The sequence below is a fragment of the Nocardia sp. NPDC004260 genome, from assembly GCF_053603155.1.
Map to the genome: position 1 here is coordinate 82105 of NZ_JBSGEZ010000006.1, position 16991 is coordinate 99095.

The 16991-nt window shown below is 70.5% G+C and carries 9 protein-coding genes; 7 read left to right on the plus strand and 2 right to left on the minus strand.

Translation table 11 applies throughout. The annotated features are described in order from the left end of the window. Positions 1–2743 (minus strand): IniB N-terminal domain-containing protein (locus tag ACWEO7_RS06005; RefSeq protein WP_452421172.1); only part of this gene is annotated, 2743 nt, incomplete at its 3' end. A 298-nt stretch (positions 2744–3041) separates the two neighbouring features. On the opposite strand from ACWEO7_RS06005, the gene ACWEO7_RS06010 reads away from it, so the two are divergent. From ACWEO7_RS06010 to ACWEO7_RS06035, 6 genes are all read left to right on the plus strand, one after another. Next, positions 3042–4829 carry an Hsp70 family protein gene (locus ACWEO7_RS06010; RefSeq protein ID WP_452421173.1) on the plus strand — a complete coding sequence of 596 codons (1788 nt, stop codon included), beginning with the start codon at positions 3042–3044 and terminating at the stop codon, positions 4827–4829. Next, complete coding sequence (locus tag ACWEO7_RS06015; RefSeq protein ID WP_452421175.1) at positions 4822–7395, plus strand: LuxR C-terminal-related transcriptional regulator; 2574 nt, start codon at positions 4822–4824, stop codon at positions 7393–7395. The genes ACWEO7_RS06010 and ACWEO7_RS06015 overlap by 8 nt, the downstream gene beginning before the upstream one ends. A 47-nt stretch (positions 7396–7442) precedes the next feature. Next, positions 7443–8552, plus strand: coding sequence for a hypothetical protein (locus ACWEO7_RS06020; RefSeq protein WP_452421177.1), 1110 nt, complete (start codon positions 7443–7445; stop codon positions 8550–8552). Positions 8553–8715: 163 nt separating this feature from the next. Further along, the gene (locus tag ACWEO7_RS06025) at positions 8716–10074 is read left to right on the plus strand and encodes a S1 family peptidase (RefSeq protein WP_452421179.1); all 1359 of its coding nucleotides are present in this window, start codon (positions 8716–8718) and stop codon (positions 10072–10074) included. A gap of 175 nt (positions 10075–10249) precedes the next feature. After that, positions 10250–11512 carry a trypsin-like serine protease gene (locus ACWEO7_RS06030; RefSeq protein WP_452421181.1) on the plus strand — a complete coding sequence of 421 codons (1263 nt, stop codon included), beginning with the start codon at positions 10250–10252 and terminating at the stop codon, positions 11510–11512. Between the two features lie 136 nt (positions 11513–11648). Next, a complete protein-coding gene (locus ACWEO7_RS06035) occupies positions 11649–12536 on the plus strand; it encodes an NRDE family protein (protein WP_452421183.1) in 888 nt (295 codons plus the stop codon). A 70-nt stretch (positions 12537–12606) separates the two neighbouring features. Here ACWEO7_RS06035 and ACWEO7_RS06040 read toward each other — a convergent pair whose 3' ends face one another. After that, positions 12607–13323, minus strand: coding sequence for a hypothetical protein (locus ACWEO7_RS06040; protein ID WP_355071465.1), 717 nt, complete (start codon positions 13321–13323; stop codon positions 12607–12609). A 460-nt stretch (positions 13324–13783) separates the two neighbouring features. Here ACWEO7_RS06040 and ACWEO7_RS06045 point away from each other — a divergent pair, with 460 nt between their 5' ends. Beyond that, complete coding sequence (locus ACWEO7_RS06045) at positions 13784–16918, plus strand: (Fe-S)-binding protein (RefSeq protein ID WP_452421185.1); 3135 nt, start codon at positions 13784–13786, stop codon at positions 16916–16918. Positions 16919–16991 lie beyond the last annotated feature (73 nt).

Genomic DNA, 16991 nt, shown 5'->3' on the forward strand with positions numbered 1-16991 from the left:
AACCAGCCGCACCCTCGATTCCGGTGGAAAGTCCGGAGCCGAGTCCCGCACCGGCTTCAGCGGCCGTGCCCAGTCCGGCCGACAAACCCGAAGCGAGTCCGGCACCCGCCTGAGCTCCCGCATCGAGCCCAGCCGAAAGCCCCGAACCCAGCCCCGCACCTGCCTGCGCACCGCCGTCGATGGCACCGGTCAGCCCGGCTCCAAGGCCGGTACCGGCGTGTGCGCCACCGCCCACGCCGGTGGACAAGGCCCCACCGAGGCCGGTGGACAAACCCGTCTCCAGGCCGCTCGCCCCGTGGACTCCGGCGTCGAGCGCCCCGCCCAGACCGGCCCCGAGGCCCGTACCGGCCTGCCCGCCGGTGTGCAGCGAGCTGTCGAGTCCGCCGCCGAGCTCCGCTCCGGTGTTCACGGCCGCGCCGAGACCCGTGGCGAGTCCGGTCTCCAGGCCCGCCGTCGCCTGCGTTCCGAGGTTTCCGGCACCACCGATGGCGGAGGAGAAGTTGCTTCCGAGTCCGGCGGCCAGGTTGCCTGAACCCTGTGCGGCGGTGTCGATTCCGCCGGTGAGCCCGGTCGTCGCCTGCCCGGTGGCATCGAGCGCTCCACCGAGCCCGGTCTCCAGACCCGACCCGATCTGCGCACCCGCGTCGGCCGCCCCGTGCAGTCCGGCGGACGCTCCGGCGCCGAGACCGGCACCCGCCTGCGCACCGCTGCCGAGAGCCGCGTCCAAACCGGTGGTCACCCCACCGGCACCGTTCAACGCACCCTCCAGACCCGCACCCGCGGCGCCCCCGAGATTCGCACCCAGACCGCTCGACGCATCGACAGCACCGTTCAGACCCGCACCAAGACCCGTCGCGGCGCCAGCGGAACCATCCAGAGCGCCTCCAAGATTCGCGCCCAAGCCGGTCGTCGCATCAACAACACCCCCAAGACCCGCACCAAGCCCCGTGGCGGCACCCGCAGCACTCTCCAGACCCGCACCGACACCAGCGGTCAAATCCGTAGCAGCGCCAGCGGAACCACCCACAGCGCCGCCGAGACCCGTGGCGGCACCCGCAGCACCCTCCAGACCCGCACCGACACCAGCGGTCGAATCCGTAGCGGCACCGACCGAACCATTCACAGCACCTCCCAGGCCCGCACCCAAGCCGGTCGTCGCATCGACAGCACCTCCCAGGCCCGCACCCAAGCCGGTCGTCGCATCGACAGCACCGCCGAGACCCGCACCGACGCCCGCGGTCGAGTCCGTAGCAGCGCCAGCGGAACCATCCACAGCGCCTCCGAGGTTGGCGCCGAAGCCGGTCGTCGCGTCGAGAGCGCCCTCGAGACCCGCATTGAGATCCGTGGCGGCAGCCGCAGCGCCCTCCAGACCCGCACCGAGCCCCGTCGTGGCATCGACCGCACCCCCAATGCCCGCACCAAGACCAGTTGTCGTATCGACGGCCCCTTCGAGGCCCGTACCCACGCCGGTACCGAGATCCGCCACCCCGCCGATCGCGCTCTCCAGGCCTGCGGTCAGATCGGTCGCCGCACCCGCAGCTCCCCCGACACCCGCACCGAGCCCAGCGGTTACGTCGGTCGCGGCGTCCAGACCACCCTCCAGGCCCGCGCCCACACCGGTGGTGAGGTCCACCGCACCACTGACCGCGCTGTCCAGACCCACACCGAGGCCGGTGGTCGCGTCGACAGCACCCCCAAGACCGGCACCCAGGCCCGAGGTCACATCCGTCGCCGCGCCCAGACCACCTTCCAGGCCCGCGTTCAATCCCGCGGAGATGTCCGTGGCACCCTGCACAGCGCCTTCCAAACCGGCGCCGACACCCGTCGTGATGTCCGCCGCGCCACCGATGGCGGTTTCCAGGCCCGCGCCGAGCCCGGTCGTCAAACCGGTCGTCGCGTCGATCACCCCGCCGAGGCCAGCGCCCGCCTGCGCACCCGCGCCCAAAGCGGCGTCCAGACCCGTGGTCAGACCGGCCGCTGCGTCCACCGCGCCTTGCAGCCCCGCGCCGAGTCCGGCACCCAGGCCCGCTGCCCCGTTCACCGCGCCTTCCAGCCCGGCGCCCAAGCCCACCGCCGCGTCCGCCGCGCCTTCCAGGCCCGCTCCGAGGCCGGCGCCCGCGTCGATGCCGGTGGAGAGGCCGGTCTCCAGTCCGGCGGCGATGTCGCCCAGCCCTTGGGCGTCGGCGTTCAGGTCGAGGCCCGCGCCGATACCGCTGATCACCTGAGCGCCCGCGCCGAGCAGGCCGCCCACGGCGGCGGACAGGTCGGCGCCCGCGTTCACCACGGTGTCGAGGCCCGCCGCCAGCCCCGCGCCCAGACCTGCGCCGATCTCCAGGCCGGTTTCGATCGCGGTGTTCAGTCCGGCACCCACGTCCACGCCGGTACCGACACCGAGGTCGACGTCGAGCCCGCCACCCGCACCGGCACCCAGATCCACGCCGAGATCGGTGCCGAGATCGACTCCGGCATCCGCCACCGCCGCCGCGCCCACGGTGCTCGCCGCACCGATCGCGGCGGCCGTGCCGGTCTGCGCGCCCGCGGCCACGATGGACTGCAACTGGGAACCGCCGGTGACCAGAGCCGACTCGGCGACCATCGGGGCGCAGAGGGCGATGTCCTCCGGCGTCACCGCGCTCAGGCCGGCGGCGGCCAGCGCCTGGGTCGGGTTGGCGCAGTAGGCGACCGCGGCCTCTTGGTTCCGCAGCAGACCGAGGATGAACTCCAGAATCGCGTTGGGTGTCATGAGAATCTTCTCCTGAGTCCCGGCGGACCTCGCTGATCCGCAGTCGTTGGAATGCAAATCACGCTAGGAGCGCATCGCGTTACGCCGAAACGGGGCGAACCCCTACGACCGGCCGGGGCCGCCGGATAGGGGTGCGAGCGAAATTAGGGGAATTTCCCTAAACGTCCCCCTAACGAAGTAACGGCGGATGGCCAGCAACCGACAGAACGGTTGCGTCGGCAACTACAACGCCCAGCGCACGATCTCGGACATGCAGCAGCGACACCGGAACAGACAGCTTCTCGAACGGGGTTCTCGAATGACACAGCGCCTGGCGCTCGGCATCACTGTCGGGGCGTCGAATTCGGTCGCCGTGGCGGCAACGGAGGATGGCGACGACGGCCTCGGCCGGTCCGGCGGCGGCTACCTACGCTCGCATCCGAGCGTGCTGCGGCTGTCGCCGGACATGGCGCCCACGCTCGGCGCGGGCGCAGGCTCCACCGGCCGCCATTTCAGCGACGTTCTGCTGGAGGGCTTCCTCGCCAGGGTCGGCGACCCGGTCGGCATCCTCGCCGAGGACGGCTCATCTTATTCCGCCCCCGACCTGGTGGCGACCTCGATCGGCTGCCTGGTCGACGAGATTGCCGCCGAGAGCGGCCCGAGCGCCGTTCAGGCGACGGTCGCCTGCCACCCGGCTTGGTGGTCGCGGCACACCGTCGACATCCAGCGCGACGCCCTCGAGCGGGCCGGGCTCGGCGAGGTGACGCTGGTGCCGGAGCCCACCGCCGCGATCCGCTGGCTCGACGCCGCGCACGGCAGGGCCGACGACGGCGCGGTGATCGTCTTCGATCTCGGCGCCACCGGCTCGACCGTCTCGGTGGTCCGTACCGGCGAGCACGCCAGCCTGCTCGGCACACCATTGCGCAGCACCGACGTCGCCGGCGCGGAATTCGATCTGCTGACCATGCGCTATGTCCTGGCTAATGCGGTGCTCGCCGCGGATTTCGATCCGTTCGATCCAATGGTGGAACGCGGATTATCGGCATTGCGCGAGCACTGCAGGAAAGCGAAAGAAGAGCTTTCCATAAATACCGCGACCGTTGTTCCGGTGCGCGTGGACCCCGCGGATCCGCACGGCAGCACCGTGCGACTGGTGCGAGGTGAACTGGAAGACCTGCTGCGCGGACCGCTGCTGAGTGCGATGGACCTGATCCGCGACGCGGTGCACCGGGCCGGGCTCGATATCGGCGACGTCGGCCGCGTCCTGCTCACCGGAGGAGGAGGCGCCATACCGCTGGTCGCCGAACTCGTCTCCTCCGAGTTCGGATTGCCCGTCGTGGCGGCCCCGGATCCCGAGCACACCACGGCACGCGGCGCGGCGCTGCTGGCCGCCGATCTGCTCGCCGCCGAGACCGACCAACTCCCCATGGTCGCTCCGGTGGTCGAGGACGAGACCGTGCCGCAGCCCCGAGCGCTGCCCTCGGCGGGACTGGCGGCGCTGCCCGAGGAGCCGCCCGCGCGCAGGCGCGCACTGATCAGCAGGCAGCGCATCGCGGTGGTAGCCGGTATCGCGGCCGCCATCGGCCTGCTGGCGACCGGCACGCTCGCCATCGGCACCAGCATCCAGTCCGGCCAGGACAGCCCCGCCTCGACCGAGCAGTCCGGCACCGGCGCCGTCCAGGTCGCCGCGACGACGGGCGCGCAGACGGGCACGGAATCCGCACCTTCCGGTGTCGCCGCCACGGACTCGGCGAGCGCCACCGGCCGACCGCGGGCAAAGAACGACGCGCCGCAGGCCGGTTCGCCTTCGTCCGCAGCTCAGGGCACCACCGCGGCCGTGGTGAAGAGCGAACAGAATCCCGATCAACCTGCGCCCGCGCCCGCCGTGGACTCCCCGGCGCAGCAACCCGCGCCGCAGCCGCAATCCCAACAGCCGTCTCCCGCCCCCGCGCCAGCACCGGCGCCGACCAACCCGCCTGCGCCGACCCAGCAACAGCCCCGGCCCACACCGCCGACCGCCCCGAGCCTGCCGACCGGCGCGCTGGGCGACCCCCTCGGCACGGTGTTGCGCGCTCCCGGAGAGATCCTGGGAGGCTCCGGTGGCTGATACCGCCTTCGACACCCTGCCCTGCGCCCGCGACATCTTCCGCGATCTGGATTCCGCCGACGACCAACCGGTGGTCTACCTGATCCGCGGCCGGTCCCAGACCGGCAAGTCGACGCTGCTCGCGGAGATCCGCGCTCGTCTGCGCGCCCGCGGCGTCCCGTTGCAGGACGACATCGCCGCGCTCCAGCACGCGCATGCGCGCAACGGCGCGCACCCCGCGCACCACACGACGAGCACCGCGGGCGTGACGACCGACATAGCCCGCCCCGCGCTGATCATCGACAATGCCCACACGCTGGGCCGACTCGATCTCGAATATCTCTGCGCCGCAGTGGAATCCGGACATCGAACGATGGTGATCGCCGCGCAGCCGCGCCCGCACGACCCGCGGCTGCGGATGCTCGCCGACGCCGTCGCCCGGCGTGGTCGCGTGGTCGACCTGCGCCCGCTCGGCGTCGCGGACATGGCGCCGTTCGCCCGGGAACTGGGCATGATGGTGCCGCGTCAGGTCGCGCAACACATTCATGTGCAGACCGCGGGTATTCGCGGCGGCGTGGTGGCGGCGCTCACAGCCGCCTGCTCGGCGCGCCTGGACGCGGGCATCACCGCCGTCGACACGGCCGTCGCCGCGTGGGCGCGCGGGTTGCTGGACAACCTCGCGCCCGACCTGCTCGAGACCCTGGTGGTCGCCACGACGGGCACCGGCCTGGATTCCAGCGAGCTCACCGAGGTGCTCGGCGTGGAGCAGGCCGTCGCGCAGGATCTCATCGACCGAGCCAGGGCCAGCGCCCTGGTGACCGACGCCGACCTACTGCTGGAACCCGCCGTTGCCCCACTGCGCACGCTGCTCGGCGACCGCAGGTTCGTCGCGGTCGAGCGCCGGTTGCTCGGCGCCCGGCTGGAGGCGGGCCTGCTGCGCGACCGCACCGCGCTGCAATTGGCCGAGTCCGGCGTCCGCGATCCGCGGCTGGCCTCCTTCCTCGTCGACGCCGCCGAGCAAGCCGGCCGCGACGCGGTTCGCTATTACGCCGCGGCGGCGGCCGCGGGTGCGGAACTGGATCTGATCGCGCTGCGCTGGGCCGAGGCGGCCGCCAGGACCGGCGACGGCGAGACCGCCATGCGCCTGGCCGAGCCGATGCTGGCGCGGTCGGGCAGCACGGGCGCGGAACTCGCTACGGCGGTGCGGATCTGCGCGGCGGTGCTCACCCGCCGCGGCCTGGTCGGTCGCGCGGCGCAGTTGTACACCTGGCTCGGGGGGCACCGGGTCGGCCCGGACTGGGCCGTCGGCGCCACGGTGCTGTGCCTGGCGGGCGACGTGGCCGGCGCGCGGGAGATGTCCTCCTCGGCGACGAAGTGGCCGCCTACCGAAGCGGGCGCGCACGCGCGGCTGATCGCGACCGCGCTCGCGGACACCATCGAACCGGGCAACAACACCGCCGCGGCGGTATCGGCGCTGGTCCAGGCCGCCCACGCGGATGCGGGCATGGACCGCTTCCTGCCTTGCACGGCGGCCTCCATCGCCACGCTGCTCTCGCTCGGCACCGGCGAGCCCCGCCGCGCCCAGGACGCGTTGCGGCGAGCCACGGCGAGCGGCCTGCGCTGCCATCAACTCGACGTGCTCGCGGCTTGGACGGCGATGCTCGGCGGCGACGAGCGCGCCGCCGCGGCCACCGTGGCCGCGCTCGACCACGATCGGCTCGACGTCCGCGACCGCCTGCTCGCGCACGGCGTCTCGGTCGGTCTCGCCCGGCGCAGCGGCGACCACACCGCGCTGGCCCGCGCGTGGCAGGCGGCGTATCCGCTCTTCGACGACGTGCAGACCGACCTGCTCGCGCTGCTGCCGATCGGCGAACTATGGCTGGCCGCCATCCGGATGCGCGACGAACGCCGGATCGCGCCCCTGGTGGACGCCGCGCTGGCGCTGCTGCGCCGCCTGGACGATCCGCCCGCGTGGTCCAACGCCTTCCACTGGTACGGCGTGCAGGCCGCGATCGCCCACGAGAGCCCCGAGGAATTGCTGCCCCACGCACGCGCGTTGAAGGCCGCGGCCGAGGCTGGTGACCGGCACGCCGCCGTACTCGCCGACGCGGGCCGTACCTGGGTGCTGGTGCTGCGCGGCCAGGTGGTGAGCGCGCCGGTCCACGCGGCGGTCGCCGCCCTCACCGAAATCGGCATGACCTGGGACGGCGCCCGGTTGGCCAGCGAGGCGGCGCTCGCGGCGCCCGACTCGGCGACGGCCACCGCGCTGCTCAAACTGGCCCGCACGGTTCGCGCCGACGCCCGTCCGCAGGAGCCGCAGGCTCGGCAGGCAGCCCCGGCCGCGCACAACGGCGACACCCCGCCGCCCGTGCCGCCGCAGGCCGCGATTCTCAGCGAACGGGAACGCGAAGTGGCCGAGCTGGTTCTGCTCGGGCTCACCTATCGCGAGATCGGTGCGCGCCTGTACATTTCGGCGAAGACGGTGGAGCACCACGTCGCGCGCATCCGACGCCGGGTCGGTGCCCGTTCCCGTTCGGAGTTATTGTCGATGCTCCGCGCCATGGGACACGGTTCGCTTCTGGTGTGACCGGGTGCGGCTCCGTCAGCGGGAACGCCGAAGCGAGGTAGGTGAGGATGGCCACTGGGGTTGGCCTGCGCGTCGCCGACGACGAGTGCACGGCGGTCATCGTCACCGACGGTGACGAGCAGCCGGAGTACATCGTCCGGGAGTCGGTACTGCACATGTCCGAGGACGGTGACGCCGAACTGGGCGGTCCCCCGCCCACGGAGGAGTCCCACTCGATCAGCGGCTTCGTGGCCGCCGTCGGCGACCCGGCGGGTATCCCCGTCGACGACGGTGAGGCGTACCGCGCCGAAGACCTCGTCGCGACCGCCCTGTTCTGCCTGATCAACCTGGCCGCCGAACATCTCAGCGGAGCGGCCGAGTTCTACGCGACGCATCCGGCGGACTGGCCCGCAGAGCAGGTGCGTTCACTGCGTGACGCGCTGGACTATCTCGGTCTGCGCTCGGTGCTGCTGGTCAGCGAGGGTGAATTGCCCAGCGCCCAAACCGGAGCCGACGGAAGATCGTTCGCCCACGACGCGGCCAGAGGGGCGCTGGCGGCGGTGCTCGCCACTCCGGCAGGGGCCACCCCGCCGGACCCGTCCACCGCGGAGAACTCGACGGTGGACACCATCGTCATCCCCGCCGTGCCCGCCGCCGACGCGCAGCCGCAGGCGTACTCGGCGGCCATCCCGGTCGCCGAGCCGGTCGTGGCCACCGAAACGAAGCAGGTCGAGCAGCAGCCGCAGCCCGCGGTCGCAGCGCGGCGACCGAAACGCACGCCGCTGCTGATCGCGGGCGCCGCGGCGATCGGCCTGGTGCTCGGCGGCATCGTGGTGGCCATGCTGCTGCGCGACGGCAGCGAGACGCCGGTGCCGCCGCTGCCCGACGCCAAGTCCGAGCCGACGTCGGTGCTCCCGGCCGCGCCTCCGGTTGTGACCACCACGGCGACCACGACCACCGAGGCGCCCGAGCCACCGGTGGTGACCGAGACCACGACGCCGGAACCGACCACGACGACGCCGGAACCGACGACAACGACGACGCCCACCACCACGCCGACCACCACCCCCACTCGGACTTCGGCGACGCGGACCACCGCGCCCACGACCAATCCGTTCGGTCAGCAGCTGCCGCAGATCCCGACCATCCCCGGAATGGGAATACCGGGTAGTCGGTGATTAGTAGCGTCCTTCCCGGGTTTGTGGCTTAGAGTGTTGCGCTGACCGGGTTGTCGGATGATTTTCCACACACCGGTCGGTTGCTGGACGAAGACTGTGTGCCAACGGTTTCTGCCCGTGGCCACGGATTTAGCTGGCACGTGCGTGCCGACGAAGGGACTTCATGCGCAAGTTGGTGGCGCGTCGCGCCGCGGTCAAAGCTGTCGCCATCGCATCGACCGTTCTCCTGGCTCCCTTGTTCGGCACGACCACCGCCTCGGCGGTACCCGATGCACCGGCGCAGCTGGCCGCGGACAATCTCCCTCCGGAACTCGTGCAGGCCATCGCACGGGATCTGAAGATGACCCCGACGGAATACCTGGACCGCGCCGCGCGCGCCCAGCAACTGCGCGACTACGCGCGCGGATTCCGTTCGGAGCGGCCGGATTCCTACGCGGGCGCTTGGATCGGCGCCGACGGCAAGCCCGTCATGGCGGTCACCTCGCTGGACGCCGCCAAGATCGCCGCGGCCGACGGATACCAGACCCGGCTGGCCCCCGTGTCGGCGGACAGCCTGGAAGGCTCGCTGGTGCAGCTCAACCAGTGGATCACCGGCCTGCCGCGCGAGATCTCGCAGGCGATCAACTCCGTGGCCATCGACTTCCTGAACAGTCAGCTGATTCTCAGCGTCGCCAACACGCCCGCGGGTCACATGCTCAACCTGCCGACGCTCCTGGCCAACATCAAGGTCATCCTGTCGCCGAACAGCGGCGGCCCGGTCGAGCGCAGGCCGATGGGCGGCGACACCTACATCAGTGCACCCGGTTCGCTCCAGGACTCGTCGCTGCGCGCCGTTGACGTGTGCTCGTTCGGGTTCAACAGCGTCGACGCCTCCGGCAACGCGCTGAACATCAGTGCGGGCCACTGTGATCCGAACCTCGGCAAGGGCAACCAGGAGGCGGGCGTCTACCTGCCGAACGTCCGGGACATCCCGGCCAGCCCCGAACTGGGCACCTTCGTGCGCGCCTCGCTGGGCGGACAGTCCGCGCTGGACTATTCGGTGATCAAGCTGAACGAGCGCGCGGTGCGGGCGGGCATGGACCAGCCCTCGGTGCGCGGCGCCAACGGCACCACGCTGGCGATCACCGGCACCGCTGACCCGATCACCGGCGCCCCGGTCTGCAAGTCCGGTCAGTCGTCCACGTTCACCTGCGGCTTCGTCGTCGCCGACCGGGTGGAGACCCAGCTCTACACCGCCGAGGGAGAGAGCAAGACCGTGCGCGGCTTCGCCAGCTCGGCCTGCACGCTCGGCGGCGACAGCGGCGGCGCGATCGTGTCCGGCACGCTCGCGCTCGGCATCACCAGTGGCTCCAACGCCGCGGACGCGCCGAACTGCAACGAGGCCAACATCGCGCTCGCGCAGTACGGCGGCACCGCGTCCCTGGGCATCCCGATCCGGGCGATCCTGGCCGACATCGACGCTTCCTCCGGCGGCGGAATCGGCAGTGGAATCAGCGTGCGCACCCGGCCGAACGCGAGCTGAGCGCGCACCCGCGTGGTGTGGCGATCGGCATATTCCCGGTCGGAGGGCTATGAGGGAGTCGGGAACCACAAGATGAGTAGGCATCCCGCGTCAAACCCCATATAGTCTGCTCATGCTCCTGCCACGTATAGGACCTCCCCGATCGACTGCGCGACAGACCGTAATCCGAAAGACAGTGATCGCCGCCTCGGCGGCGATACTGCTGTTCGGGCCCACGGCGGCAGTAGCGACGGCTCAACCCGATCATGCTCCCGGTCTGCCCGCCGAGCTGGTCGCCGCGGTGACCCGCGATCTGAAGATCTCGCCCGACGAGTACCTGCACCGCGCGGAGCTGGCGCAGCAGGTGGCCGCGTTCGCCACCACCGCCCAGCGGCAGTACCCGGCCGTGTTCGGCGGCTCCTGGCTGGATGACGCGGGCAAGGCGGTCGTGGCGCTGGCGCAGGGCCCCGGCGCCGACGAGGCGAAGAAGGCCGCGGAGTCGGCCGGTTTCGAGGTCCGCAACGTCGCCAAGAGCGAAGCGGCCCTGCGTGGCGAGAAGAGCGCGTTCGAGCGCTGGCTCGAGGGTCAGCCGGAGTCGGTGCGGTCGCTGGTGCGCGGCGCGGTGGTGGACACCGTGAACAACGCGATCGCGGTCCGCGTGGACCAGGTGGGTCTGCCGATGCCGAACTTCATCGATCCGGCGCGCGTCATCGTGATGGCCCCGCCGGTGGCGGGCGAGCAGGGCACTCTGCAGGCCGGTGACATCGCGGGCGACGCGCGCGGCGCGCTCGCGGGCGGCGACGGCTACGCCTCGGTCGCCGGACGCAGCTCGCTGCGCTGCTCGCTCGGCTTCAACGGCACCGACCGCAACGGCAACACGGTGAACATCACCGCGGGCCACTGCAACCCGGACATCCCGTCCGCGGGCAGCGGCAACGCCGCGGGCGTCTACGAGATCAACGGCGACCGCCTCGGCGCGCAACTCGGCGTCTTCCAGAAGTCGGTGCTCGGCGAGCAGGACTACTCGATCATCCGGATCAACGACCAGGCCAAGGACCGCTTCGCCAACAACGGCGTTCGTGCGCCCGGCGCGGCTCCGATTCCGGTCGATGGCGTGGCGACCCCCGTGGTCGGCGCTCCGGTGTGCAAGTCCGGTGCGCGCACCGGCTTCAGCTGCGGCGTGGTCAACGCCGTCGACCAGACCGTGCAGGTCGGCGACCGGGAGCTCACCCAGAGCTTCTCGGCCAACATCTGCGCGCTGCCCGGCGACAGCGGCGGCCCGATCGTGACCGGCCGGTTGGCGCTCGGCATCTCCAGCGCGTCGTCGGTGGCCGACTACCCGATCTGCGAGATCCCGAACCTGATCGGCGCGCTCACCGGTAACGTGCCGCAACTGTTCGCGCAGCCGGTGCACGTGGTGCTCTCCGACAACCCGGGACTGCGCGTCCGCACCAACTGACCGCGGGAACGCCCGAAAGGCCGGCAGCGTCGAGCTGTCGGCCTTTCGCCGTCTCAGGGGCTTTCCACTGCCCTTACGCGGCCCGCAGGGGGAAACGCCGCATGGCATGCGGTAGCGGTCCGGCATCCTGGACCGCATGTGTTTGGTGTTGATCGGCTGGCGCGCGCACCCGGAATACCGGTTGATCGTGGCCGCCAACCGGGACGAGTTCTATACCCGGCCGACCGAGTCCATGCGTTGGTGGCCGGAAGCGCCCGGTCTGCTCGCCGGACGCGACACCGGGGCGATCGGCCGGGCCGAGGGCGAACCGCCCGGCACCTGGCTCGGCCTGAGCACCCATCCGCACGCCGACAATCGCTTCGCGGCCGTCACGAACGTGCGAAATCCCGCCGATCAACGTCTCGATGCCCGTTCCCGTGGCGCACTGCTGATGGACTTCCTGCGTGGCGCGTCCGACCGTGGTCCGGCGGGCGAGTTCCCCGGGCCGGAGAAGTACGTGCTCGACGTCGCCGCCGGACCCGACGACTACAACGGCTACAACCTGGTGGTCTCCGACCTGCGCACGCTCTGGTGGCACTCCAATCGCAGCGCCGCGGAACCGCGCGAACTCGCCGCGGGCTTCCACGGGCTCTCCAACGGCACGTTCGTCACGTCGGCTGGTCCGAGCCTGGAGGAAACCGATCTGATCGCTCCACAGCCCATCTGGCCCAAGATCCGGGCGGGTGTGACCGGACTGCGCGAGGTCGTGCGCACCGAGCCCGGTGCGGTGGACCGCTACTTCGAAGTGCTTGCCGACCGCACCGAAGCCGCTGACGACGAGTTGCCGCGCACCGGCGTTCCGTACGAGATGGAGCGGGCACTGTCGGCCAGGTTCGTCGCGCACACCGTGCACGGCACCAGAGCGAGCACGGTGCTGGTCGTCCGCGAGGACGGGACGTTCGAAATGGTGGAGCGCTCGTTCGGCACGCTGGGCGAGGAACTGGGCGAGAACGTCGTCCGCGGCCTGCTGGATCTGACCGGGTAAACGACCGGCGGCCCGCCCTCCGAAGGAGAGCGGGCCGCCGAGAATCCGACGAGCGGGTGAGACCGAGGAGTTACTTCGGTTCGCTCGGCTTGTCCGCCCACTTGGTGGTGCCTTCCGGCGCCTGGAGCGTGTTGATCAGGTCGATACCCGCGACAGCGAGCATCGGTCCGCCGACCGCCACGGTGCCGAGGATGCCGCCGATGCCCGCGCCCGCGATCGCGGCCGGGATGCAGCCGACGCCGAGGAACGGCAGGCCGAGGATGCAGCCGATCACCGCACCGCCGATGACGCCGACGGCCGTGCCGAGGAAGCCGCCGACGGCGGTCGCGATGCCGAACTGGCTGGCGAACTCGTTCTGCGCGCGCTGGTTCTCGATCGGCGAGGCGATCGGCTGCGCCACGACGTTGACCGCGTTGGCCGGCTTGTCCTTGGGCACGGTGACACCCTGCTCAGGCGTCAGCTCGAGCACCGTGTTGTCTTCCTTCACGATCGGCTTCACCGGGACGACGGTGTCGGCGACCTTGAAGGCGATCGGCAGTGTGAGGACCGCGTTGCCCTGCGAATCCTTGATCCGGTAGACGTCGTCTTCCTTGACGTCCTCGGACGACTTGGCCAGCTCGAATGTTCCCCCCTTGAGCGTCGTCACGACGGTCTTCTCCACCAGCTTGACCGAGTACCGGATCGGGTCGGGCGTAGCGGCGGCCGGCTCGGCATGGGCGGTCCCCAGTCCGATGGTCATCGCACCGATGACCATCGCGGCCGCCGCGGTGGTTCTGCGGAGTTTCAATTCAGTTTCCAATCCATCATCAGGTCGTGCGTTACCGCTGGTCTTCAGCACGCGAGAGCTCTGTACAGCAAATCCGGGTGGTCGGCTCCGGATCCTCCCCGAGCGGTGTGAAGACGGTCGTGGCAATCAGAACGTCGTGAGCCTAATAGAACGCCGCGTTTTAAGCGAGATCCCTTATCAGGCATGGGGACTAAGCCAATCCTTACCGACTGGACGGAATGCTTCGCCGTTTACGGTGGTGGTCGACCACTCGCCAGCGCGATCGGGGCAATTTACTGTGACATTCATCACAGGTAAATAGTGGGTCAAGCCCCAGCATATGGGGCTATAGCCCAAAAGCCCGATCGTACGATGGACATGGTTGTTACTGGCGGGTAACTTGCTGCCGGTTAGGATACGAGCCAACCGAGGCGGTAGCAGAACCAGCCGCGCTCGTGGTGCCTCTAAAGAAAGGTCGCACATGAATGCCCTGACAGTGACGCTGGGCACGATTGGGGCGGCGCTCAGCCTTCTGTGTTGGGCGTCGTTCATCGGCGGCGTCCGCAATATCGCGCGCGCCATCATGATCGGACAGCCCGCGCCGGACCGTTGGCGGCCCTTCTTTCCGCGCTTCAAGCAGATGCTCGTGGAGTTCATCGCGCATACGCGGATGAACAAATTCCGCACCGTCGGCTGGGCGCACTGGCTGGTGATGATCGGCTTCATCGGTGGAGCCATGCTGTGGTTCGAGGCGTACGGGCAGACGTTCGACCCGGCGTTCCACTGGCCGATCATCGGCAACCTTGCGATCTACCACCTGTGGGACGAGATCCTGGGCATCGGCACCGTGGTCGGCATCCTCACGCTGATCGTCCTGCGGCAGCTCAACCACCCGCGTGTGCCGGAGCGCCTTTCCCGGTTCAGCGGTTCCAAGTTCGGCCCGGCCTACGTCATCGAAGCGATCGTGCTGCTCGAGGGCCTCGGCATGATCTTCGTGAAGGCGGGCAAGATCGCCGCCTACGGCCACTCAGACCCGGCCACCGACTTCTTCACCATGCAGGTGGCGAAGCTGCTGCCCGCGAACACCACGATGGTGGCGCTGTTCGCTTTCGTGAAGCTGATGTCCGGTATGGCGTTCCTCTACTACGTCGGCCGCAACGTCACCTGGGGCGTGGCCTGGCACCGGTTCTCGGCGTTCTTCAACATCTACTTCAAGCGTGAGGACGACGGCGGCGTCGCGCTGGGCGCGGCCAAGCCGATGATGTCGAAGGGCAAGCCGGTCGACATGGAGACCGCCGACCCCGACACCGACACCTTCGGCGCGGGCCGGATCGAGGACTTCTCCTGGAAGGGCTGGCTGGACTTCACCACCTGCACCGAGTGCGGTCGCTGCCAGTCGCAGTGCCCCGCCTGGAACACCGGTAAGCCGCTGTCGCCGAAGCTGCTGATCATGTCGCTGCGCGACCACGGGTACGCCAAGGCCCCCTACCTGCTGGCCGGTGGCCGCAAGGACATGGGTGGCGATGAGGTCGGCCTGGTCGACGCCGAGGGCAACCCGGACGAAGCGAAGCTCGCCAAGATCTCCGAGGCCGCCAAGGCCGAGGCCGAGCTGCCGCTGGTCGGCGGCGCGGACGTGGGCGGCATCATCGATCCCGAGGTGTTGTGGAGCTGCACCACCTGCGGCGCGTGCGTCGAGCAGTGCCCGGTGGACATCGAGCACGTCGACCACATCATCGACATGCGCCGCTACCAGGTGCTGATCGAGTCGGAGTTCCCGTCCGAGCTCGCGGGCCTGTTCAAGAACCTGGAGAACAAGGGCAACCCCTGGGGCCAGAACGCCAAGGACCGGCTCAACTGGATCAACGAGCTCGATTTCCAGATCCCGGTCTTCGGCCAGGACGCCGACAGCTTCGACGGCTACGAGTACCTGTTCTGGGTCGGCTGCGCGGGCGCCTACGAGGACCGCGCCAAGAAGACCACCAAGGCGGTCGCCGAACTGCTGGCCACCGCGGGCGTGAAGTTCATGGTGCTCGGCGCGGAGGAGACCTGCACCGGCGACTCCGCGCGCCGCGCGGGTAACGAGTTCCTGTTCCAGCAGCTGGCCCAGCAGAACATCGAGCTGCTGAACTCGGTGTTCGATGGCGTCGAGGATCGCAAGAAGAAGATCGTCGTCACCTGTGCGCACTGCTTCAACGCGCTGAACAACGAGTACCCGCAGGTCGGCGGCAACTACGAGGTCGTGCACCACACTCAGTTGCTCAACCGCCTGGTGCGGCAGAAGCAGCTGGTCCCGGTGGCCTCGGTGTCGCAGAACGTCACCTACCACGACCCTTGCTACCTGGGTCGGCACAACAAGATCTACAACGCGCCGCGTGAGCTGATGGCCGCGTCCGGCTCCAACCTGGTCGAGATGCCCCGGCACGGCGAGAGGTCCATGTGCTGTGGCGCCGGTGGCGCACGGATGTGGATGGAGGAGCAGCTCGGCAAGCGCGTCAACATCGACCGCGTGGACGAGGCGCTGACCACCTCGCCCGCGAAGATCGCGACCGGCTGCCCGTTCTGCCGCGTGATGCTCACCGACGGCGTCACCGCGCGCCAGGAGAAGGGCGAGGGCGAAGGCGTCGAGGTGGTGGACGTCGCCCAGCTGATGCTGGACGCCATCGAGCGCGTCGAGCCCGCGGTGCTGACCGAGAACCTGACCGTCATCCAGGAGCCGAAGGCGCCCGAGGTGGAGCCCGAACCGGAGCCGGAGCCGGAGCCGGAGCCCGCCCCGGCCGCCGAAGCTCCCGCCAAGGCCGCGCCGACCGGTGGCGGTCTGGCCATGAAGGGCCCGGCGAAGGCGCCCGGTGGCGGCGGTCTGGCCATGAAGGGCCCGGCCAAGGCTCCCGGTGGCGGCGGTCTGGCCATGAAGGGCCCGGCCAAGGCTCCCGGTGGCGGACTCGGCATGAAGGGCGCGGCCAAGGCGCCCGGCGCCAAGGCCCCCGCCGCGGAAACGGCGGAGCCCGAGGCCACGTCGGCGCCTGCCGCTCCGGTCAAGGGTCTGGCCATGAAGGGTCCCGCGAAGGCGCCCGGCGCCAAGGCCGCTGCGGCGCCCGCCGCCGAAGCCCCGGCCGAGGCTCCCGCGACCGAAGCCCCCGCGGCCGAGCCGGTCAAGGGATTGGGCATGAAGGGCGGCGCGAAGGCGCCCGGTGGTGGTCTCACCATGAAGGGCGCGGCCAAGGCTCCCGGCGCGAAGGCCCCGGCAGCCGAGGCAACGGCCGCCGAGACGGCTACGGAACCGGCCGAAGCCACGACCGCAGTCGCGCCGGCCGAGACCAAGCCCACGGTGCCCGCCAAGGGTCTGGCCATGAAGTCGGGCTTCAAGCGGCCCGGCCCCAAGGCCCCCGGCAAGGCAACCCCGGCACCGGCCCCGAAGGATGCGGCTCCCACCGAGCCAGCTCCGGTGGAGCAGGCCCCCGCCGCCCAAGCCCCTGCGGCAAAGCCCGAACCCGCTGCCGAACCGGAGCAGACCAACGGCGCGAGCGGCAACGGCGCACCCGAAGTCGCGCCGCCCAGCGCCAAGCCCGGCGGTCTCGGCTTCAAGGCCGGTGCGAAAGCGCCGGGCCGCAAGAGCTGAGCCCACAACAACTTCATACCGACATCGGCCGGGTCCGCGAACGGACCCGGCCGAGTCATATCAGGAGCAGGTA